At 57.9% G+C, this 23387-nt stretch carries 11 protein-coding genes; 4 read left to right on the top strand and 7 right to left on the bottom strand.

The window, feature by feature from the left end; translation table 11 throughout:
- Positions 1 to 15 precede the first annotated feature (15 nt).
- The 6 genes from FS819_RS21185 to FS819_RS21160 all read right to left on the bottom strand — a co-directional run bounded on the left by FS819_RS21185 (position 16) and on the right by FS819_RS21160 (position 17864).
- Positions 16 to 7122, bottom strand: coding sequence for a beta-ketoacyl synthase N-terminal-like domain-containing protein (locus FS819_RS21185; protein ID WP_156547527.1), 7107 nt, complete (start codon positions 7120 to 7122; stop codon positions 16 to 18).
- A complete protein-coding gene (locus FS819_RS21180) occupies positions 7119 to 14438 on the bottom strand; it encodes a type I polyketide synthase (RefSeq protein WP_156547526.1) in 7320 nt (2439 codons plus the stop codon). The genes FS819_RS21185 and FS819_RS21180 overlap by 4 nt, the downstream gene beginning before the upstream one ends.
- A 37-nt stretch (positions 14439 to 14475) precedes the next feature.
- Positions 14476 to 15357 carry a thioesterase domain-containing protein gene (locus tag FS819_RS21175; protein WP_197434021.1) on the bottom strand — a complete coding sequence of 294 codons (882 nt, stop codon included), beginning with the start codon at positions 15355 to 15357 and terminating at the stop codon, positions 14476 to 14478.
- A gap of 54 nt (positions 15358 to 15411) precedes the next feature.
- Positions 15412 to 15693 carry an acyl carrier protein gene (locus tag FS819_RS21170; RefSeq protein WP_012653955.1) on the bottom strand — a complete coding sequence of 94 codons (282 nt, stop codon included), beginning with the start codon at positions 15691 to 15693 and terminating at the stop codon, positions 15412 to 15414.
- A 50-nt stretch (positions 15694 to 15743) separates the two neighbouring features.
- Positions 15744 to 16202 (bottom strand): DUF2269 family protein, encoded by a 459-nt coding sequence (locus FS819_RS21165; RefSeq protein ID WP_156547524.1) that lies wholly within the window; start codon positions 16200 to 16202, stop codon positions 15744 to 15746.
- Positions 16203 to 16565: 363 nt separating this feature from the next.
- A complete protein-coding gene (locus FS819_RS21160; protein ID WP_197434022.1) occupies positions 16566 to 17864 on the bottom strand; it encodes an NAD(P)/FAD-dependent oxidoreductase in 1299 nt (432 codons plus the stop codon).
- Positions 17865 to 18678: 814 nt separating this feature from the next.
- On the opposite strand from FS819_RS21160, the gene FS819_RS21155 reads away from it, so the two are divergent.
- Positions 18679 to 19659, top strand: a complete 981-nt coding sequence (locus FS819_RS21155; protein WP_156547522.1) for a mannonate dehydratase — start codon at positions 18679 to 18681, stop codon at positions 19657 to 19659.
- Between the two features lie 13 nt (positions 19660 to 19672).
- On the opposite strand, the gene FS819_RS21150 is transcribed toward FS819_RS21155, so the two are convergent.
- Positions 19673 to 20293: a nucleotidyltransferase family protein gene (locus FS819_RS21150; protein ID WP_156547521.1), complete on the bottom strand. Its 621-nt coding sequence runs from the start codon at positions 20291 to 20293 to the stop codon at positions 19673 to 19675.
- Between the two features lie 210 nt (positions 20294 to 20503).
- On the opposite strand from FS819_RS21150, the gene FS819_RS21145 reads away from it, so the two are divergent.
- The 3 genes from FS819_RS21145 to FS819_RS21135 are packed head-to-tail and all read left to right on the top strand — an operon-like array spanning position 20504 to position 23359.
- Positions 20504 to 21649 (top strand): extracellular solute-binding protein, encoded by a 1146-nt coding sequence (locus tag FS819_RS21145; protein ID WP_156547520.1) that lies wholly within the window; start codon positions 20504 to 20506, stop codon positions 21647 to 21649.
- Positions 21649 to 22539, top strand: a complete 891-nt coding sequence (locus FS819_RS21140) for an ABC transporter permease (RefSeq protein WP_156547519.1) — start codon at positions 21649 to 21651, stop codon at positions 22537 to 22539. The genes FS819_RS21145 and FS819_RS21140 overlap by 1 nt, the downstream gene beginning before the upstream one ends.
- A 10-nt stretch (positions 22540 to 22549) precedes the next feature.
- Positions 22550 to 23359 (top strand): ABC transporter permease, encoded by an 810-nt coding sequence (locus tag FS819_RS21135; protein ID WP_070147625.1) that lies wholly within the window; start codon positions 22550 to 22552, stop codon positions 23357 to 23359.
- Positions 23360 to 23387 lie beyond the last annotated feature (28 nt).

Below are 23387 nucleotides of genomic sequence, written 5' to 3'. Positions count from 1 at the left end.
GATATCCTCCTTGGATTAAGCCGGTTTGATGGAAATGCTCATCGACAGCGCTTCATAGATACGCAGCCGGTCATTGAACAAATCGGTATCGGCAATCACCACCAGGCCTTCGCCTTCCCGGCGGATTTCCTTGATATGCACTTCGAGGCCCATGCGCTTGTCAGTGCGCAGCAATTGGCCGCGATAGCGCCAATTGACCGGCACGCCGACCGCGATGCCGAAGCGTGGATTGGCAATCCCCGCGTCCAGACCGGTGCGGATGGCAAAGAGCTGCATGGCTTGCAGGATGGCCTCCAATCCAAGCGAGCCGGGCATGACCGGGTCCCGGTGGAAATGGTTGGTGAAATACCATTCGCCAGCATCAATCGTCCGCTCGCCCTTGACATAGCCGAGGCCAAATTTGCCACCATCGCGCACCAGGCTGGCCTGATGCAGCAGCCGGAACCGATGGCCGGGCGGCAAGCGCCAATGGGGCTTTTCCTGTGTACCAGCAAACAGATGGGCGGAGGCCGGGTTGAGAAGGTCGAATTCCTCGGTTTTCGCGCTGTTTTCCTCCAGCCAGAATTTGCTGAGCTTGCCCTGGTCAAGGCCAAGCTGGTTTTCCAGCGCCCGCTTGGTGAAGTAGCCGAAGGAAGATTGGCCCTGATAGAAAGGCTGGCCATCGACCTTCAGGTTGAAGTCAAAGTTTTGCAGGATCGAATCCGTCACCATGGCATTGCTGAGCAGTTTCTGGCTGTGGCGGATCGTCGTGCCGCGCACATCCGGGTCGGAAAGATAGACCGCCGTGCCATCCAGATTGCGGATCGAATATTCCTTATCGGGATATTTCAGGGTTGGCCCCAGCGCATAGCCATTGAGAATGGCGGCCTGAAGCGCCGATTCCAGCACCACGAAATTCGGGATATGCGGGTGGCTGTTTTCCTGGAAATACCAGCTGTCGGCAGCGGCATCATATTCGGTATCCATCACGGCACCGGGGACCAACTGGCCGCGCGTGCCAGTGGTTTCCAGGCAGCGATCGACAAACTGGAAGCAACCATTCGGAATATGCGGGGCGCGCAATTCCTCGCCGTAAATGTTGAATTCCGGGCCAAGGCCGATGCGCAATTCACCCTTGGCGGCGTGGTGCATGCTCATTTCATTGAGCACAACCTTCTCGCCGCTCTTGGTCTTGCGTCCGCTGAACCAAGTCGGATCACCAAAGCGCGGCTCAACCGAGACACCAGGCTTTTCAATCACCTGCAAGCCCAGATTGGACACCCGCACCAGCGGCTTGCCATGCTCGTCATAGATCAGCACATCGGCAATTACATAGGGGCGCGGCAGCAGGGCGCTTTCCTGAATGAACAGCTTGTAATGCACCTTTTTCACGTCAGGGGTGATCTGGCCACGGACCGTGATCTGCATTTCGCGGTGGGTGACCGGCTCGAACACCCCATCGGCAAAGCATTGATGCATGCCATTGGCGATCAGATAGACCTTGAGCAGCTGGGTTGCACCTTCGGCAATCAACGACCCCGGCAGGACCGGATCATCGACGAAATGCGAGGTATAATACCAGCCATCGGCGTCAAAGCTCTTTTCGGCCTCCATGACATAGTGTTCGCCCTGCCAGGAGCCGATATCGGTCACACGGTCAATCATCAGCAGCATTTCGGGCGGCAGGCGAATGGAGCTGCCGCTTTCCGGATGCTGCGAACCGGGGCCGAAAATCTCGCCGATCCGGCCCTCGGACAGCGCCACCAGATCGGATTTTTCCAGCGTGTCACGGACCCGTGGCAGAAGGGGCTTAACCAGGGTGAGCGGGGCTGCGGGCGGTTGCTTGATGACAACGCCGCCACCGGCACTCAACTCATCCTCGGTGAAGAAACCGGCGCAACCGCTGTGCAATTGCAGCGCCAGTTCGCCATCGACATAGCCGTCATAGCGGAAGAAGAACAGCAGACCATCGCCCTGCCAGACGAACCGGTCGATGGTGATGTCGAAGCGCAGCGTGCTGCCTGCCTGCGGCAGACGACCGTAAAAGCTCAACCGACCATCCAGAAGCCGGTATTTGCGGACACCCTTGTTCTTGAAATCAATGCCCAGCAACGCAACCAGCAACAAATCCGACTGACCGGATTCCACCGCAATGCCTGGAGGCATCTGGCCGTCGATCAGATACCAGGCGTCGGCTGGAACATCATATTCTGTTGTCAGCGAGCAAGGCTTATATTCCCCGAACGTGGCATCGACCTTGGTGACCCGCGACACGAAGAAATAGGGCGGCGCTGGCAGACGAACCCGAACCGGATAATCATCAATTGGCGCAAATTGCGCGCCCAAGGCATCGGCAACCTTGCCGCTGGCAAAGGTCAACAGATCCTGTTCGTCCAGAAACCAGCCCTTTTCCTGCTTTTCACGGGCGCTGGCGGGCAGCACGGTGGCCACGGCAACAGGTGCTGGTGCTGGTGCTCGCGCTGGCGCAATGGCGACAGGCTGAGGTGCCTCGATCTCCAATACCGCAGGCGCGGCATCAATGGTTGCCGGATGGGACAGGCTGCGCTGAGCGGGCCGTACGCCATTTGCCCCATTTCCGTGTGCCCCATTTCCGGCATGCTCGCGCCAGATCTGCACGAGGTCGGACTGGGTTTGCAGGAATGTTTGATGGCCGAGGCGCTGGCGCTGCAAAAAGGCTTCGACAGCCTGGGCGATCCGCTGAGACTTATCCTGGCTGATGGTCATATTCTTGGCCATGACTGGTTGATCCGCTTCGACATGTTTCGGGGAGAGAGATGGAAGACCGGGACTTGGTCTTGCTGGCTGATAATCCGGCTGGACGTCGTCTTGGGTGTCGTCATCCAGCAATTCGTGAACCAGGCTGATGCCTTCGAGGATGAAGGTTGCCGTCGGTCCCCAAGCAACAGACCTTGCGATAGTGCTGGGTTTGAATGGCTGCGACACAGCGGGTTTCGTTTCCAGCGGCCTGATCGTATCACTGGCAGTTGCGCGCAGAGCGGCACCGCCCGGTTGCAGGCTGATAACCGTTTTGGAGCGCTCGGCCTTCACCCCAGGCACCAGGCTGGTAAGATCAACCCTGACGCCGTGAGAAACCAGCCGGGCTAAAGCCGCAAGCAGGCTGCGCCCATCGTCGGCACCACGTTGGTTAAGATTGATCGACAGATAATCCCGACCTGTGAGGCATGAATTCACCCAGCGACTGCATGTGGCCGAAGGACCGCATTCGATGAAGATCCGGTAGCCATCCTCATAGGCCTTATCGACCAGCCGCACGAAATCCACCTCAGAGCACATCACATCGGTAATGGTCCGCGACAGGCCTGCGCGGCTGAAATCCGTCATCCGCCCATAAGTCGAGGTGGTATAAAGATGCAGATTGTCCGCTGGCGCTGTGGTCGGATGATCGTGCAGGGCGGAAATCTGATGCGCGACCCTTTGCAGCAGCGGAACATGCAGGACATGCGAGACCGGGCTGCGATAGGCGGAATAGCCTTCCAATTGCTTGACCAATGCCGTTACCGCTGCGGGCAGACCGGCAATCACCACTTCCTTGGGGCCATTCACATGGGTGATGAACACATCGGAACGAGGAGCAATCGCGTCGCGCACCGTCTCCACCGGAGCAAGCAGCACATAACTCGACCAGACCTGATTGTCGCGGACCTCAGGCCCAATATCGAATGTGTCGCGCACCGCCTGACGGGGACCGCCAATCGAGGTTTCAAACAGTGGCAGGTCGTTGCGCAAGCCATGCTGGTCTATCGGCCAGATGCCATTGGCAAACAACATGCTGACTTCGCCCATGGAATAGCCAAGCGCACCATGGGCCTGCACACCGAACTGGTCCCGCAGCAAGGCGGTATACATCAGGGCAAAACCGACACCGGTCTTCATCATTGCCGCAATGTCCTGCTGCATCCCGGCTTCGGTCTGCATCAGTCGCACAGTCGCGTCCTGCCCGGGCTTGTGGCGCGGATAGAGCTGGTCATGGCAGAGCGTTGCCGCCGGATCATCAACAAATTGCTCGAAAGCGCGCAGGCTGTCGGGGTAACGGCGCAGCAATGTGCGTCCCAGATGCGGATAGCTGTTGAAACCACCGGGATACATGAAGGCGATCTTGCCCTCTGCGCCCTGGGGCCGGTCGGTAAAATAGCTGCCCGCAGGCGTCTGGAACTCGACGCCCTGGCCTTCACCCAGGAATTTCTGCGCCTGACGCGCTTCGGTCAGCAATTGCGCCGGGTCTCGACCGGATAGGACCAATACCCGTGCACTGGGCCTTTCACGAAGATTGGCTAAGGCTTCGGTTTGCAATGCCTGCCATGGCGTTCCCTGTTCAAGTGCCGCGATGACCGTAGCCAGAACACCCACCAGGGCTTCCCGGTTCTCGGCTGCGACCGGCAGGAAGGGTGGGTAATCAGCTTCCGGCTGGCGCAGGGCTTCCACCACCGCTTCGCTGAGACGGAAGGCGGCATAGCTGCCAAACGGTCCGGCGGCACCCACGCCCGCCACAAGCGGACGGCTCCGCTCCTGGCGCACCCACGGCACGCTTTCGGCCAGAAGCCCAAGCCCGGCCTGTTCGATGGCGACCGCCAAAGGCTGGTTCACCTCCGCATTCAGCCAGGCCGGTGGCGTGGCCGGAAGATAGCGGCCCGACAGGCATAGCGCCGCCCGGATCAAGGCCGCCATCGGCTGGGCAACCTTGCAATGGCCGCTCAAATGTTCAACACCGCAGACAACGGCGCCGGGAGCATGGGTGGCAACCGCCGCCAGTTCCACACCATCGCCGCCGATCTGCCCAGCCATGTCCATCAGATCGAGACGATGACCATCGGCGATGGTCGCCAGCGCCACCGCCACGGCACTGTCCTCACCGTTACCCACATGACGGATGGAGATGTGATCGAGAACCGCATAGGGTGCAGCACTTGCGCCCAAACCGGCGGGAGCAAGCAGGATTGCGCCTGCACCATCGCCTAAGGATTTGGCGGGTTGTGCGTTCGCGCCAGGGGTCGCGGCTTGTTCCAGCGCATAGGCTTCCAGCCCGGCATTAAGATCAACCGCGACGATCAGCGCTGCTTCCGCCTTGTCATCGGCAATCATCAACCCGGCCTGTTCAATAGCATAGGCAACGCCCAGCATACCGGCAGACAGGGTGAAGACCGGACCGGTGAAATTCCATTGCGAGGCAATGCGGCTGGCGCAGATATTGCCAATATAACTGGTGATTTCCGTGGAGCGTAGCGGCCCCAGAACAGCGCGTTTGCACGCCTCGATCAGGCCTTGGCGTTCATCCTCGCTGAGGTGAAGACCTTGGCGCGCCAGCGCCTGGTCTATCCAATCCGGCACCAGCGTGCGGCCCCGGCGCAGGTGAGCGCTCAGATCCAGCTCCAGCACCACCAGTACCGCTACCGGGCGGGCGGAGCGCTTTTCGCCGATATGGCCATAGCCAGCATCGGACAGCGCCTCATTGGCCACCTTTAGCACCAGTCCCTGCTGGGCGTTGAAGGCTTCGGTTTCGGCAGGAGGGATACGGTTGCGCAGGAAGTCGATATCATAGGCGTTGATGGCAGCCTGAGGTGGCGCATCGGCAGTCACCGTAGCGCCGCGCCAGCGACGGCTGGACGGTTCGGCCCAGACAGGCTCACCGCCAAAAGACGCCGCTTCAAAGGCCTGGAGGCTGGCGGCATTGCCGTAATGGGCGGCCATGCCCCGGATTTCCAGCGGCGGTGGTTGCAGGGTTTTTGCCGCGCCATTATCTCCTTGCGTCCGTTCCCCTGAGAACGTCCGGTCATCGGAGACGATCATATGCGCATTAGTGCCACCAAAGCCGAAGGCGGAAATGGCCGCATGACGCTTGCCAGCCGGTGTCGGCCAGCTCTGGTTTTCGACCACCAGCCGCTGCTCCATGCCCGGCGCGTCCATGCTTTTTTGCAGTTTTCCAATGCCGGGCGTAGCCGGAATGGTACCTTCCTGCATGGCCAAGATAACCTTGGCCAAACTGCTCATGCCTGCCACGGTCAGAAGATGGCCGACATTGGCCTTGACCGAACCGATCAGCGGGAAATGCTGTTTGTCCGCACCGAAAAAGCGTTGCAGCGATGTCAATTCTGTACGGTCGCCAAGCGGCGTGCCGGTGGCATGGCATTCGACGTAATCGATCTCTTCAGGCTGCACGCCGGTGCGGGCATAGGCGCGCTGATAGGCCAACCGCTGGCCATCGGCATTGGGGACAAGCATATGCTGACCCGTGCCGTCATTGGAAAGGCCGACACTTTCGATGACCGCAAGGATCACGTCATTGTCGCGCAGCGCATCTTCCAGCCGCCGCAGCACAACAACGCTGGCGCCCTGACCCGTGACGATACCATCCGACGTGCTGTCGAAGGGCTGGCTGACGCCATTGTTGGGAAAAGCGCCGAGATCACCGAAGGAGACATGGATCAGCCAAGGGTCCGGCAGGCAGACGCCCCCCGCCAGCATGGCATCGGCCTGTCCGCTTCGCAGATAACTGGACGCAAGTTCGATGGCGTAAAGGGAGGAAGAACACGCAGCATCAAGGCTGAAGCTTGGGCCGCCGAGGCTCAAGCCTCGTGTAACCGCATAGATGCCATCGGCGCTGAGCACACCATGCTCGGCAGGCGGTGCCGTCAAGGACGTGTCCACCAACGTCCCGGGCGAAAGCCCGAGACCGTCTTCCAACCCTGCGGCGATTTCCCGTTCCCAGACAGGGACAACGGCATTGTTGGAGGCGAAGGTCGGGAAGGTATAATTACCAAGCACCATGCCAACCCGGCCAAGATCGACCCGCTCGCCAAGCCTGCTGGTCTGCAAGGCTTCTTCGGCAACCCGCCGGGCCAATTGCCAAGGCAGATCGAGGCCATCGCCGCCTTCATCTGCAAGGCCCTTGGTCACCTCGTCCAGATCGACGAAACCGCCGCGGAGCCAGCGAACCTGATCAACATCCTCCTGACTATCCCTGAGATAGAAAGGGTCGATCCGGAAGTCCTTGACCCCGCCCGTCGAGCGGGAGTCGTTTTTTGCAAGGAGGTTGCGCCAGTAACTATCCAGGTCGTTGGCACCCGGAAAGCAGAGCGACAGGGCGGTGATCGCGATGCGGCTCATTTGACGGCCTCGACGGATTTCGATCCCTGCGCGCCAGACGGTGCCTCGTCCCGCTTGACCGTGGTTGCCACCAATTGCATCTGCAAGCGGCCATCAAGGTCGTAGCCGGTCAGTTCCCAATCCAGCTCCTGGGCGCGGCTAGCCTTGAGGCGAGCGGCAATCAGCCAATCTGATCCCGGCTCCGGCCGGCTCGTCAGCGTCGCCGATCCAAGCCGCATTGGCAGGCTTGGGCTATCGGCTTCCAGCCGCGTCGCGGCCAGCGCTGCTTGCAGCACGGCATCGACGGAGACGGCATCCAGCAATGTGCTGTCTGCAAATCCATTCAGTGCCGCACTATGGATGGCCGCTGGCTGAGCGATGCGGAACAGGTAGCTCGCGGTCTCCAGCTTCCTGTAGGTCTTGAGCATTTGCAGGCTCTCGCCATGGAACAACGTGCCATCAGAATAAAAGCCATTGGCAGGCGTCGAGGGTTCCAGCGAAGGCAGAGCTTTGCCCGGCTGTGGCGGCATGAAAGCGGCCTTGCGCAGCAGGATATTGTCCGCCTTGTAGCGTGGGCGACCAGACCCATCGGCCAACATCACATCCAGCCGGATGGTTTCTTCCGTCTCGGCGCGGAGTGCGCTGAGCGACAGCTCGAAATCACCGCGCCAATCCTTGTTGATGACAAGGCCGTTCAACACGTTGAACTGATCGAAGCCCGAGAATGTCCAGCCTGGAAGCAGGCTTTCCAATCCATCCGCAACCAGGCCAAGCACGAAGGCGGCGGGGACGACGGGACGTCCCTTGATCTGATGATCGGCCAACAGCAAGGACTTCGTCCAGTCGTGGCCGCTGAGCGCCAGCCGCCTTGGTGCCTGTGGCAATTCGGCAACGGGGACGAAGCGGGCATTGATCGGCTTCAACCCACCCACCAATACCGCGCCGGTTGCGGGCAGAGGCATGGCGGTTTCCCGGGCAAAGAACTGGCCACCGATATCGCGTGGGATGATCGGAACGCCGCGTTTCATGAAGATATCGCGGATTTCCGGTGTGACCATGCCGCCAAGCCACGGACCCCAATTGATCGCCCTGACATCGACGCCCTTCACCGATTGGCTGGCGGCGAAACGGTTGAGCATTTCATTGGCCATGGCGTAGTCGGCCTGACCTGGATTGCCAAACAGACCGGCAACCGAGGAAAACAGCAGGACGCGGTGGAAGGGCTTGCCCGTCAGCGCCTTGATCAGACCGGCCAGACCGAAAATTTTCGGCGTGAAGACACGGTCCATTTCGCTGATTTTCTTCTGAGCGATTGCCGCATCGGCAAGCGCGCCAGCCCCATGCACAAGGCTGATTTTCGCCGCCTTCTGAATTTCGGGGTGATCGCCAAGGCTGGAAATCGCCGGAGAGGAAATATCGAGCGACAGATAGCTGGCATGGCTACCGAGCTTTTCCAGTGCGGCCAGCAACTGGCGGATTTCACGGCCCGCCAGAACCCCACGCACTGTCTGATCGATCAGCTTTGGTGTCACCGGCGCTTTCCCTTCGCGCAGTGCGGCAAGGGCTCCACCCTTCAATTGCGCGTCGGTTTCGAGACCCGCAGCCCAGACCGGTTCGGCTTCAAGGGCGGAGCGACCGAGCAGGAGGAAGCGGCGAGGAGCGGCAGAGGCCAGGGCCAGCACGCAATCGGCCGTCACACCCCGTGCACCACCGGTGACGATGAACAATTCATCGGGATCGGCGATCGTCACCGCATCACTGGAGGAAATCGCCTCGATGGAAGGCTTCCAGCGACCCTGCCCGTCAAGACCGATTTCGGTAATGCTGTGGCGGGCATCGAAGACTTCCTGCACGAGCAGGTCGGCAGCAGCAGCATCTTCGATCTGCGGCGCAATATCAACGGCGCGGGCAAAGATATGTGGTGCTTCGGCGGCATAGGTCTTGACCAGGCCGGACAAGGCGCCGGATGCCACCGTTGCAAGGCTGCCATCCCGGTAGCCGAGGGCTCCATCCATCCGCGACAGCGTCATAAACACCGTGCGACCCTGGGCAGCCCGCGCCGTGAGTGGCGTGATCGACAGCTTGGCGAGCAGCAAGGCCCGTTTCAGCCAGAGGACAGATGCGTCACTTTCAGCGCCGGGAAGCGCGTTGTCGATTGTCTTGGGATGAACATAGATCACCCCATCCCATGGACCCTGAGCGTCGAATTGCTGTTTCAGCTCGGCTTCGTCCTTGCCAGCGGCCAATTGTGGACCAGCCTTAGAGGAGACCTTGCCTTCGAACCGCAGCCAGACAGCCTCGATACCCTTGCTTTTCAATCCCTTCTGAAGGGCAAGGATCAGGGCATCATCGGTACCGGTCAGTAGAAATTTTGCCCCCTTCTGAAAAGCCTGCTGCGTCACCAGATCGAGCGGAGCTGGCAAAAGGGTGACGACACCGCGCCCGATCAGATCGTCACCATCCTTAAAAGAAGCGAGAGCTGCCTCTTTCTGCTGGGGTTCCCCAGCGTTTGAAGCCTCACCCTCGGCCAGGGTCAGGATTTGGGCCAAGGTGCGCAATTCCCCCATACGATCAGGAGAAAGCTCCGCCATTTGCGGCAGGCGCTCTTTCAAGGCGCCAAGAATTTCAACGCGCTTGATCGAGTCGATGCCGAGATCAGCTTCGAGGTCCATATCCAGGTCGATGACATCGGTTGGGTAGCCGGTCTTTTCACTGACGACGGCGAGAAGTGCTTCGCGGACAGCGCCAGCGGGCAACCCGGCAGTTTCAGGAACAAATGCTTGCGTCGGAGCGAGCGCCGGGACGACGACAGATGCCGGGACCGGTGCAGCCGCAGGGGCAGCAGGCACATCCGTGACGGCACCTTCGGTGGCCAGTGCCAGAATTTGAGCCAGCGTACGCAAATCACCCATGCGGTCAGGCGAAAGTTCGGCCATTTGCGGCAGGCGTTCTTTCAACGAGCCGAGGATTTCCACACGCTTGATCGAGTCGATGCCAAGATCGGCTTCGAGGTCCATGTCGAGGTCGATGACATCCGAGGGATAACCGGTCTTTTCACTGACGACGGACAGTAGGGCTTCCCGCACGGCTCCGGCCGCAACAGCAGGAGAGGTCGCCGTCGATACGGGAGTAGCGATAGATATGGCGGCGGGCTGTGCGACCGGAGCAGGAGCGACGGAACCGGCGAGTTCGAGGATTTGGGCCAGCGTGCGCAGCTCACCCATGCGATCAGGGGACAACTCTGCCATTTGCGGCAGGCGCTCTTTCAGAGAGCCGAGGATTTCGACACGCTTGATCGAGTCGATGCCAAGATCGGCTTCGAGATCCATTTCAAGATCAATGACATCGGCGGGATAACCGGTTTTTTCACTGACAACCGCCAGCAAGGTTTCCCGGATGGCTCCGGCCGCGACAGCCGGGGCGGATGCCACTGGTGTCGGGGCGACGATGGACGCAGCGGCGTGCTGCGCGGCCGGAGTGGCAGAGGCTTGAAGCGCCGGGGACGCAGAGCCTGCCAGTTCGAGAATTTGGGCCAGTGTGCGCAACTCACCCATGCGATCAGGGGAAAGCTCCGCCATCTGCGGCAGGCGCTCTTTCAGCGAGCCGAGGATTTCCACACGCTTGATCGAGTCGATGCCGAGATCAGCTTCGAGATCCATGTCGAGGTCGATGACTTCTGCGGGATAGCCGGTCTTTTCACTGACGACAGCGAGCAAGGTATCGCGGACAACTGCTGCTGGCGCAGCGGATGCGGCAGCAGGAGCCGCGGCCTGCGCAACCGGCGCTGCAACAGGCTTTGCAGGGACAGGAGCCGGCGGGGCCACGGCAACCGGTTTGGCGACTGGGGCCTGAACCGGGGCGGCAACCGGCGCAAATGCCGGGGCGGCAACAGGTGCAGCATGGGCGACAGCGGTTTCAATGATCCGCTTGACGGGTTCATGCTCAACCGTTCTGACCCGCGCGGCTGGCAATTCGCCCTGACCTAGGAACAGACCCGGCAGGCTGCGCATGAATTCACGATGGGTGAGGTTGGTTTCCTCGTGGATCTCGCAGAGCATATCGACATGTGCGGCGCTCAACTCGCCTGCATTGTGCACCAGGGCTTGCAAGGCGCTTTGCTCGAACTTGAGATATTCGCGATGCAATTCGCCGTTGGACCGCGCCAATTCAGCGACGATATCGCCGCCACCGAGAGCCACGGCTGGCTCGGACGAGGATTCATTCTTCAGGATGGACATGGGTTTCTCCGCAAATGAAGATCTGGAGGCAGGTGCCGTCAGGGCAACGGCTTGCTTTTGCGCCAAAGGCTCGGCTGGCTTTTCCACGGATGCCGCTTTCATTGAGGGTGCCGGGGATGGTGCCGGAACACCGATCGCGACATTTGCAGCGACTGGCTTTGCTGGTTCCGACCGGACAGGCGCAGGGGCCGCAGCCAGCGGCTTTGCGGCGACAGGCTGCGGCAGCGTGGGAACCGGTTTAGGGGCAACCACAACCGGATTGGCCAACGCCTTGGCAAAGGCCTCCTTGCGGGACGGTGACACGTAATTCATGCCATTCAGATTGATCTCACCCTTCTTGGCAGGAGCCTCGACAAGGCCTTCGGTCCCGACCGGGCTTGCAAGCGCAATACCGGCAACCGCCAGATCCACCACCGCTTCGATCAGACCGGCATCCGCCTTGTCGGGTTGACCATGGTCAAGCGCGATTGCCAGATGGGGCCGATCGCCGAGAATATCAGCGGTCATTTTCGACAGCGTCGAGCGCGGCCCGAACTCGATGAACACGCGGATGCCATCGGCATACATTTGCTCGATAATCTTGACGAATTCGACCGGCTCGCGCAATTGACCCTTGAGCTGGGCCGCGACATCGGCAGCCGATGCAGCATAGGGCTTGCCATTGCGATTGGCATAAACCGGGATCTGCGGCACGGCAAAACTGGTCTGGTCGATCCGCTCGGCAAATGCCGTAACGGCACCTTCAACCTGCGGCGTGTGAAATGCCCCGGCAACATTCAACCGGACAAAGCCGATGGAGGCGGCCTTGAGGTCGGCCTCGAATTTTTCGATGGCCTCGACTGCACCGCCAACCACGGTCTGCTTCGGCGTATTCAGATTGCAGAAATGAACGCTGCCCTTGGTGGCGGCAATCAGGCTTTCCAACGCCTCACGACCAGCCTTCACAGCCGTCATCGTGCCAGCGCCATCGCCGGTCACAGCAGCCATGGCATCGCCACGCGCCTTGGCCAGGCTTGAGAAATCGGCATCGCTCAAGGCCCCGGAGGCCCAAAGCGCCGTCAATTCGCCGAAGCTATGGCCAGCCACCGCTTCCAGCTTGAGGCCGAGATTTTGCAGCCAGCGATAATGACCCGCCGAAAGCGCGCCGATTGCCGTCTGGGCATATTGCGTACGGCGCAAGGCCTGTTCCTGTGCCTTGCGATCCGCATCATCAAAGGCCGGGATCGGGTACATGACCTGGCTGAGGGGCTGGGCACCGTCCTTGGCAAACAAGGTATCGGCGGCACCGACGAAATCGCCCAGCGCCGGAATGGCGACCGCCGCCATGCGGCCCATATTGGGATGTTGCGATCCCTGCCCGGCAAACAAGCCGGCCAGCTTAGCGTTTTCAAATGCACTGGGGCGGAAAGTGATGCCCTTTGGATGACGCCATTCGGCTGTGGCCGGGCGGCTGTCGAGCAATTGGATCGCTTCACTCAACAAAGCGCGGCGGCTGGTCTCGTCTGCGGCCACCAGGCCCAGACGCGGATGGTTCGCCGGAATTGCAATCTCGAAAGGCCAGGCCGTTTCGCCAGTTGCAGTGAGAAGCTCTTCACAACGCTTGCGCAAAGCAGCGACCGTGGGGGCTGCAACGACGATGGGTCGCGGCAGGACGCTGCGCAGCTTCGGTGCCCTCGCGGTCTGCGGTGCTTCCTCAAGGACCAGATGGAAATTCGTACCACCGAAACCGAAGGCGCTGACGCCGACCCGGCGCTTGGCGGTCTTTGGATCGCGGAACCACGGACGAGCTGTGGAATTCAAATAGAGTGCTGTCTCTTCCAGACCCAGCTTCGGGTCCGGCCGGTTAACATTGATGGTCGGGGGCAGAACGCCGTGCTGCAAGGCAAGCGCTGCCTTGATGGCGGAAGCCGCACCCGCTGCTGCCTTGGTATGGCCGATCTGCGATTTGACCGAGCCGAGTGCGATGGGCGAAGAAGACCCATCATTGTCCCAGCTCTTCAGGAAGGTCTTGAGACCATCCACTTCGGTCGCATCGCCAACCGCCGTGCCGGTGCCATGGGCCTCCCACAGATCAACATCATGAGGAGAAATGCCCGCCTGCTGATAGGCGCGTTGCAACGCCTTGACCTGTCCGGCGGCGCGCGGTGCGTAAATGCTCTTGAACTTGCCATCGCTGGCCGAACCGAGACCCTTGATGACAGCATAGACCTGGTCGCCATCGCGTTCAGCATCTTCCAGCCGCTTCAGCAGCATCATGCCTATGCCTTCGCCGATCAACGTGCCATCGGAATTCTCATCAAACGGCGAAATCACCCCCTTCTTGCTGAAGGCAGGTGTCTTGGAAAAGCACATATACATCAGGATGGTGTTTTCGGCATCGCAGCCGCCGGTCAGCATCATGTCGGCGCGACCGCTGTGCAGCTCATCGATAGCCATGCGCATAGCCGCCAGCGAACTGGCGCAGGCCGCATCCACCGTGCAGTTGATCCCACCAAGGTCGAAGCGGTTGGCGATGCGCCCGGCGACGACATTGCCCAACATGCCGGGGAAGGAGTTTTCCTCCCAAGGCGCGTAGGCAAGCTTCAGCGTCTCGACGATATCGTCAACCTGGGCCTTGGGAAGACCCCGGCTCTCCAGAACCTTCTGCCACAGCGGATATTGCAGGCGCGAGGTCAGCGGCGTCACCAGCGAATTGGCGCCGGTAATGCCGAGCACGACCCCGGTTTTTTCACGGTTCAGCTTGGCATGTTCATAACCCGCGTCCAGAAATGTTTGCTTGGCGACGCTGAGGCTGAGAATCTGTAGAATATCAGTGACATCGAGCTGAGACGGCGGCAGACCGAACTCGACGGGATTGAAGGCCGTTTCAGGAATGAAACCGCCCCGGCGCGCATAGGTTTTGTCAGGTGTTGAAGGATTTGGATCGTAGTAGTCGGAGATTTTCCAATGGGTCTCCGGCACATCCTTCAGGCAATCCTTGCCTTTGACAATATTGTTCCAGTATTCATCAGCATTTTTGGCTTCCGGAAACAAAGCTCCCACGCCAACAATTGCGATAGGAGAAAAGACATCGTATACGCGCTGCGAGAACCCGTCCATTATTCGGCCCCTTCCAAAAGGTTTTCGTCAATATATTTCAAATCAAACGGTGCGATATATTTTCAATATGTGTTGAAATGTGATCCAGGGCCTGCTGCTCCAGCAACATTTCGTAATGGCCCAGCGGCAGATTCGAGACTGTGAGATTGGGCGCCAACTGCCCCCACCCCATGTCTTCATGCAGATGAAATATTTCGTATAATGGGTAATCCGACCGAACCAGATGCACGGGAAACCCGTAGGATTGCGGCTTGTGAGCAAGGATAACCGCGATGTTACGGTTCATTCCTTTCGAAAACTCCCGGTAAACCTTGGAGAACCCGACGAAGCTGGTGGTTTCCGGCAGGCCGCCATTGGCAATCAACTGGAGACGCATCAGCTCGATTAGATCGTCTTCCGCCAGGCGATGGGCATCGCTGCCTGCCACTTCCCAGGCAACCCGCTTCAGCGCCCGCATATAGTCCGTGAACCAACGAACCCTGACCACTTGTGAACGGCTGAGCTTTATCAACCGCTCTGTTTGCGTCCCATCCATCACGCCATTGAATAAGCGTGGTGCGATGCTGTCGAGCAGGACGGCACCACAAGCGCCGTCCGTCCGCCGGCTTGCCATCTCGCAAGCCAGCACACCTCCAAAAGACCAGCCCAGCAGACAGAGCCGCTCAGTGTTCCAGACCTCTCCCAAATCCGCGATTGCTTCATCGGCGATCTCCCCGAGAATGCCTTCGGGAAGATCGGTCTTGCCCAATGCCGAGGTGTAGCGCTTGTTGAGAGAAAGCTCGACCAGATGCCAGGAATAGCCTGTCATTCGCTCCGCAAGCTGCATGTAACTGCGGATTGGCATTCCGCCGGGATGAACGCAAACCACGGTCATCCCGGCATTCTCTCGGTGGGCAAGTTCACTTGCAGACTTCGGCATCTCCATTCGCCATACCTCGCTGACTATACCTCGCTGGATTGTGGCTTCTGGAATTCAGAGCTCGCCTTTTTCGAAGAGATCCTTGGCCTCGACAAGATAATTGGCCAGCTTCTCAATGGTCGGGTGGTACCACATGGCCGTCGGCGGCAATTCGAAGCCGAGCCACTGTTCCATTTCCCCTGCCAGCACCAGCGTCTCGGTGGAATCCAGGCCGAAATCGGTGAAGATCTTGTTCACATCGATTTCCGATGCTGGCACAGAGAGCTTGTAGGCGAATTTTTCGACCAGCCAGGTCTTGGCTTCTGCGTAGCTGAACTTTGTTTGAACGTCAGACATTATTCGTCACCCTTTGTTGCGTTGAAATGCATTTTGAAAAATCGGCCACGTCATCGCGTGACCATGAAAAACAAGGCGCAGATCGCGAAAAGATTGGCGAGGGTTCCCCAGAGATACCAACGCTTCGCCAAGGCGCGGAACGGCTTGGCAATCGCATCGAAATCCGATGCCTCGTTGAGAAGCCTTCGCTGGCGGATCTGATTGGGGATGAGCCCCAACATCCAGGACAGGCCCGACAAAAGAAAACAGCCCACTCCATACAGCAACCACGGCGTGTCGAGGAAATTCATACCGTAGCTGCGAGCCATATATCCGCCCGTCGCAGATAAGAGTACAGCCCCACCGAACGTAAATACATAATCGGTCAGGAAAACCAATTTTATTGCATATCTTAGTATATCAAGATTATTGCTTCGATCTGCAATCAGTTTCCAAACGGCTGTTACAACAATATTACCAAGGAACATTGTTGCGGCAAAAACATGAATGAACAGGAGCACTTCCGACATGGTCCATCCTGCGATACCATCTCCAGACGCAAATTAGCACCCGGAACCCCAAATGATTGCAACATCCGGCTACATGCCGGCTTTCGACTGTCGCAACGTGACTATTGTTTTGGCCCTTAGGCGAGCGACCTTAACGGCACAATTCTCCATTCCTGAAAACAGGCTCAGGGTGATCGATGCCATTACGGCAATATTGCGAAGGGAAGAAATGTGTTATAATACCAATAGCTTATGATAGGGAAATGACTTTCCACCAATTATTAGACGATACATGACTTCTAGCAAGGCGCACCCAATGATGCATGCGCCTTATGCTGCAAATCTTGTCTCGATTAAAAAAGGCAAAGGCCTCGCCTCGATAGGTTACGCCGTCTTCCCGATTGGAGCTGAGGCATGCCGCTTCACAAGGCGCGCCGCCTGTGTACCGGAATAGACGCCGCTTTCGTGGAAACCGACGAAATCCGGCCCGAGATCCCTGACAGAGAAGTAAGAACCTGCAAAATACAGCGGACCATCGTCATTGATCGAAGGCAAGCGTGCCTGCATTTTGCTGCTTTCGATGGTAATGACCGGATGCTCGTAATCGAAGGTCTTGATCACCTTGGCAGGATCGATGGGCAGCGGACTATCCAAGGACACGAAATAGTCCTGCTCCGCCTTAAACCCTTGAATTGAATTCATATGATAGACGAGATAGGGCCGCCTTTTGCCATCGACCGTCATACAGCCGTAATTCCAGCTCTTCCATCTGTGCGGCGGCACAGGCATCACGGATGAATCGGTATGGAGAACTGTGCTGCAACGATTGTACTCAAACGTTCCCAGAATTTCGCGCTGCTTCACACTTGGATTGTCGAGCAATTTCAAAGCCTGGTCGGCATGGGTCGCAACAATGGCATAGTCGAATTTTTCCCAGCTTCCACCGGTCTGAACCTCGACACCATCTGCAAGAGCACGCACGGACGTTACCGCCGCATTCAACCTTGGTGGACGCTTGAGGCCGCCAATCAGGATATCAAGATAGCCCTTGGCACCTCCCTTGACCGCAAGCCACTTCACACCCTTCCCCCCAAGGCCATCCTTGCCATGATTGAGGAACATACCAATGACCATGACCGCGGGAGAATTCAATGTCACTTCAACGGGGACAGACCAGTACGAGCAGGAAATCTGGATCATGTAACCGTTGATAAAGTCGTCAGTATAACCATAGGTCCGGAGATATTCCTCCAATGGAATCTGACACTTGCCCTCCATGATATGGCGAGGCGCTTCCCTCAGCAGGCGATCCGCCTGCTCCCAGACGGAAATGAATTCCGGCCCATAGTTAGCCCGAACATAAGCCTCATCCTTTTCAAACTCCTCTGTGCCGTAATAGGTACCGGCATCAACATCGAAGAAGTTGAAACCACCGGAATGCTCGGTCAGCGGTACGTTCAGCTCAGCAAAAAACTTGGTAAGCTTAGGATAATTGGGCGGATTAAACACCATAAAGCCCGTATCCACACCGACATCACCCAATGGATCGGAAACGACCACTGTGCTTGCATGCCCACCAGGCCGGTCGTCCTGCTCGAAAACATGAACGTCGAAGTCTTTATCAAGCGAATAGGCTGCACTCAGTCCGGAAATACCGGAACCAATGATAGCGACAGATGCCACACTTACCTCCAATAAGAATTAAATAATTTGCTTATTTTAAATATTCGAATGGAACGAGCTATTCTCAAAATTTCATAAACCAGTTTATATTCTACGTTACTAATTTTTTTTGATTTGTTTTCTCAAAAACTATCTTTGTTATTCAGTCGAAGGATAGCAATATTTAACCGACTGTCAACGATCAATGCAATCAGAGGTAATTGTTTTTTTCGCAGCAGCGTCCATCATTGTTAGCAAGTGCAAAACAGACATGCATATCAAAGGTTTCAGCTCCAGGGCATCACTCGCTTTTCCGATGTAACCGCAACAGCCCGCCTCGCCATCTTGCAAAAGATGCAATGAACAGTTCCGCGACGAACGCCCTCGCACAGCCCTCCACATTCATCAAAGCGGGATGCGCTTTGAGCCATGGAAGAGCAACCCACACCATTTGACTTTTTCAGCCATGCACATTTTGGAGATTGAGTCCGCCGTCGAAAATTACCCCCCAACCGAGAACCCCACAATGGATCTCATTTGATTCAGACAGCTTATGATGAGGCCCGTCGCGCCGCGCAAATTCGCATGCTCGATACGATGCGGAACCATCTCAAATACATATTATATCCAACTATGCGTCATAGTATGAAATGATTGATTGCCGGCTACTGCACCATATTCGCACCACGATTTTCATGGACAACGACTTATAATAGCTTCGATAAAAGCGATAATGTGCAATAGACCTTCAAGCGAAAAAGCCTCAAAACAACTCGACACCCTGTAAAATTCATATTATGTCATGATAAACAGCACTTGCATGAGGAGGAGCGTCATGTATTTAGGAACGCAGGTTGGCGCGCGAGACGACGACGATTATCGGGTGTTTGCCCAATTGGGTCTCAAGCATATCTGCGCCGATCCGCCGGGCGATCCACGCAGCTGGACACTTTCCGATATCGAGCGCCATCGCGACAAGGTCGAGAGCTTTGGTCTGATCCTGGACATGCTGCAATTGCCCTTGCCCTCCAGCCCAATCGAAAGAGCGTCCTATCCGGATATCCTGTTGGCCGGCCCAGACCGTGACCGCCAGATCGATGCGGTTTGCAAGATGATCGAGAACCTGGCCGCGGCCGGCGTTCCGGCGGCAAAATACAATCTCAACCTGATCGGCATTCCCCGCACTCCGATGGAGAAAGGCCGGGGAGGCTCAATGAATGAAAGCTTCCGCTGGGACAAGGCCGATCAGGCCGCAGCACCGGGACTGGCTGGCGTTCTTTCGGAGGATGAAAATTGGGAGCGAATCGATTATTTCCTGGAACGGGTCGTGCCGGTTGCCGAAAGCAACAAGGTGCGCCTGGCCTGCCATCCGCACGATCCCTACACGCCGCCTGGCTATAAGGGTGTAACCCGGGTCCTTGGCACAGTGGAGGGACTGAAGAAATTCGTGCAGATGCGCGAAAGCCCGTATCACGGCCTGAATTTCTGCCAGGGATCAATTGGTGAAATGCTGGACAATCCACGCGATGAAATCGACGATATCATTCGCTGGTTCGGAACGCGCGGCAAGATCTTCAACGTCCATTTCCGTAATATCAGTGGTGGCAAACTGTCCTTCATGGAAACCTTTCCCGATGAAGGCGATATGGACATGGTACGGTCGGTCAAGATCTATCACGAAGTCGGCTACCAATATATGCTGATGCCGGATCATGTTCCCACCATCAGCGGCCGCGATCCAACCGGCGTCGCCTTCGCCTTCTGCTACGGCTATATCGCCGCGCTGCTTGAAAGTCTGAACTCGGCAAATACGTAAGCCAATACGAACGTTATCCGTTCAACACTCCGCCAGCCGCCAGAACGGCGTCTGGCGTATCGACATCGACAAGGGCAGCCGGGCCGATATCAACGTTGATCACCGGCAACGTGCTGGCAGCGATGATCGCCTTGGCGCCCTTGTCGCCCGTCAATGTGAGCAATGCCGGGCGAAGCGCCTCTGGTAAAATAACCGGATTACCCGGCACGTCACCTGACGCTGCACGGATGATGGCGCGGCCATCTGCGCTTTCGAATGCTAAGATCAGCGCATCGAGATGCAATGCTGTCAGTCCCGGCATATCGCCGAGCACCACCATGACGCCATCCTTGCCAGCCACATCAGGAAAATTTAGTCCGGTGATCAACGAGGATGCCATCCCCTCGGCAAATCCGGCATTGAAGCTCATCGCGGCTGGCAAGTCTAAAAGACAAGCCTCGACCTCCTCCCGACGATGTCCGGTGACAACCGTAACGGATGCCGCCCGGCTCGCAAGGCTGATCGCCACCACGCGACGGATCAGTGGGACACCATCAAAGAGAGCCAGAAGCTTATGGGCGCTGCCGCCCATCCGGCGCGCCTGCCCGGCGGCGAGAATGACAATGGCGGTGCTGACAGTTTTCGGTTCCGGCATCGGCACACTCTTTATGCTTTGTCTCCACAACAACAGATGATTAGAAGCCTCTCCCGTTTGCAAGGCCAATTTTTGCAGGAGACAACCTAGCTCCTTGTTCAAAAAGACACAAAAGCATCATCCAGCTTTCATGTCGCTGTCACGGTCCAGCGGTAACGCTGCCCTAAAATGTCAGGGGTTTTATATCTCGACCCATTTCGGAGACCGATGATGAACAGACGCGACTTTCTGCTAGCTTCCTGCGCAACCGCAGGCCTGGCCGCCATGCCGAATTTTGCCTTTGCTGCGGGCAAGGAAATCAATGTCTACAGCGGCTCCGATGCCAATATCATCGACTTCTGGAACAACATCGTTCGCCCAAGCTTCGAGAAGGCCAACAGTGACCTGACGATCAAGGTGATTGATGCCGGCGACAATAACGGTCTGCGTGCGATTGGTGATCGCGCCCTCGCCGCGTTGAAATCCAACAGCGATCCGCAAGCCGACCTGTTTGAAGCCTTCAATCCGCGCCTGCCAACCGGCTCCATCGATGCAGGTCTCTGGGTCGCATTTTCCGAGAAGAATGTCCCCAATTTTGGCCGCGTCAACCCGATGGCCATCGATCTGTCGCAGTCGCTGCCCTATCGCGGTTCGCAGGTTCTTCTGGCCTATGACAGCACCAAGCTCGATCCGAAGGATGCGCCGAAAACCTGGGAACAGCTGATTTCCTGGATCAAGGCCAATCCCGGCCAGTTCATTTACAACCGCCCCGACAAGGGCGGTTCAGGCGGCAATTTCGTCCGCCGTGCCATCCATGAAGCGAATGGCCGCGATCCGAGCAAATTTACAGTTGGTAATTACACCGCGGAAGCGGCTGAAAAAGCCTTGCCGCCAAGCTGGAAGATCCTCAACGATCTGGCCCCGTCGCTTTATGAAAAGGGTGCCTATACCTCCGGCAATGCGCAATCGATCCAGCTACTTGCTCAAGGCGTCGTCACCATGGTGCCTGTTTGGTCCGATCAGGCGCTGCAGTCGATTGCCCAGGGCGTATTGCCCGACACCACACGGCTGGTGCAACTGACCGATCTGGCGCTTTGCGGCGATTTCGCCCGTGTGACGATTTTTTCCAACGGCGCCAACAAAGATGCCGCTCTGAAACTCGCCAATGTCCTGCTGTCTGAAGAAATCCAGTCGGCAATCATCACCGAGCTTGGTGGCTTTCCGGGGGTGTCCTGGGATTATATTTCCAAGGACCTGCGCGAAAAATATGCAGATGTCATTCCCGCATCAATCCCGACATTCCCAAGCGGCGATTGGGAAATGGCGGTCAATGACGGCTGGTTCCGCAATGTCGCACCAGGCCTGGCGCGGGGTTGATGAGCGCGACCAGTTCGCTGCCGCTTGATAAAGGGCGGGAGGCAAAAGCTGGACGCGGGCTGACTGGCCTGCTTCTGGTCGCCCTTCCTATCCTGCTTTTGGGCTGGTTGATCATTTATCCGATCATCTCGGCGGTGATCGGCACGCTTGTCGTGACCACGCCGGAGGGCGGGTGGCACGTTTCCACGGCGTCCTACCGGTTCTTCTTCAGTGACACCTACAGCCTACGCAATCTCGGCATCACCCTCTGGACCACCGCCGTCTGTGGCGTGGTGCTGCTGTTGATCGGCGTGCCGATTGCGCTCTATTTGCGCTTTTCCTCCGGCAGGCTGGCCGCTTATGTACAGGCGCTGGCGATCTTTCCGATGTTCGTGCCGTCAATCATCCTCTCCTATGCGCTGATCCGCACCATCGGCCCAAATGGCACCGTCGATATCCTGCTCCATGCCATAGGCCTGCCGAAACTACCAACGCCCTATCTGACGCCCTGGGGTCCGGTGATCGGTCTGGTCTGGGACAATTTGCCTTTGACCGTGCTGATGCTGACGGCGGGCCTCAGCGCCATTTCAAACAATGCGGTCGAGGCGGCGCGCGATGCCGGTGCAAGGCCGGTGCAGGTGTTTGTCCATATCATCCTGCCGCGCATGGCCAATTCCTTCCTGGTTGCCAGTTCCTTTGCGATTCTCGGAATATTTTCGGCCTTTACCCTGCCCTATCTGCTCGGCCCAGCCTCGCCGGAAATGATGGGGCCTTTCATGCAGCGAACGTTTGCTGATCTGAACGATCCGCTCAACGCCACAACGCAGGCCGTGATCAGCTTCGGCTTTTGCCTGTTTTTCGGCGCGTTCTATGTCTATTCGATTGCCAGAAATCAGGAACGAACACGATGAGACCCCTGCGATGAGAACAGGCAGGATCGACTGGACGGGCCTTGCTTTCGCAGGCCTCCTCACACTGTTTATCGCCCTGCCGCTGTTAGTGGTCGGCACCTGGGCCTTTACCGAGGTCTGGCGCTATCCATCGGTCATCCCGCAACAGTTCGGCCTGCGCTTCTGGTTTCTGACGCTTGGCCGTGCCGATGTCTGGGAAGCTCTATTCCTCAGCCTGCGCCTCACCGCCACGGTAACGCTGCTGTCGGCGGTCATCTGCCTTCCGGCAGCCTATGCCTTTGCCCGGATGAAATTTCCAGGCCGCAATCTGCTGTTCCTGTCTTTTCTCGCCTCGCATGCCTTTCCCAAGTTCGGTCTGCTGGTAGCCATTGCGGCGATTTTCCTAAAGCTGCATCTGATCAGCACCTTCTGGGGCGTCGCCTTGATCCAACTGGTCGGCACGCTGATGCTGATGATCTGGATACCGGTTGCCGCCTTCCAGAATGTAGACCGGCGGATGGAAGAAGCGGCCCGTGACGCGGGCGCTCGGCCCTTGCGGGTTTTCTGGTCTATTACACTGCCGCAGGCGGCGCCAACGATCTTTGCCGCCCTGCTCCTGACCTTCGTCAGCACGTTTTACGAAACTGAGGGTGCCTGGTTGATTGGCGCGCCGCAGGTCCGCACCATGCCGGTGCTGATGGTCTCCTTCATCAACAATCAGATGGTGGTGCAATATGGCGCGGTGCTCTCAGTCATGCTGTGGGTTCCCTCCTTCCTCGCACTGATCTTTGCTCGCAGAGCCATCGGCACAGGCGCATTCGCCAAAGGCTTTGGCGCCTGAATACACCCTCATTGCCTGTAACCGGAAT

This window comes from Allorhizobium sp. Av2 (assembly GCF_021462805.2).
GTDB classification, from domain to species: Bacteria; Pseudomonadota; Alphaproteobacteria; order Rhizobiales; family Rhizobiaceae; genus Allorhizobium; species Allorhizobium vitis_G.
Note: the sequence above shows the minus strand (reverse complement) of the source record. Positions and strands in the feature narration are given on the sequence as shown.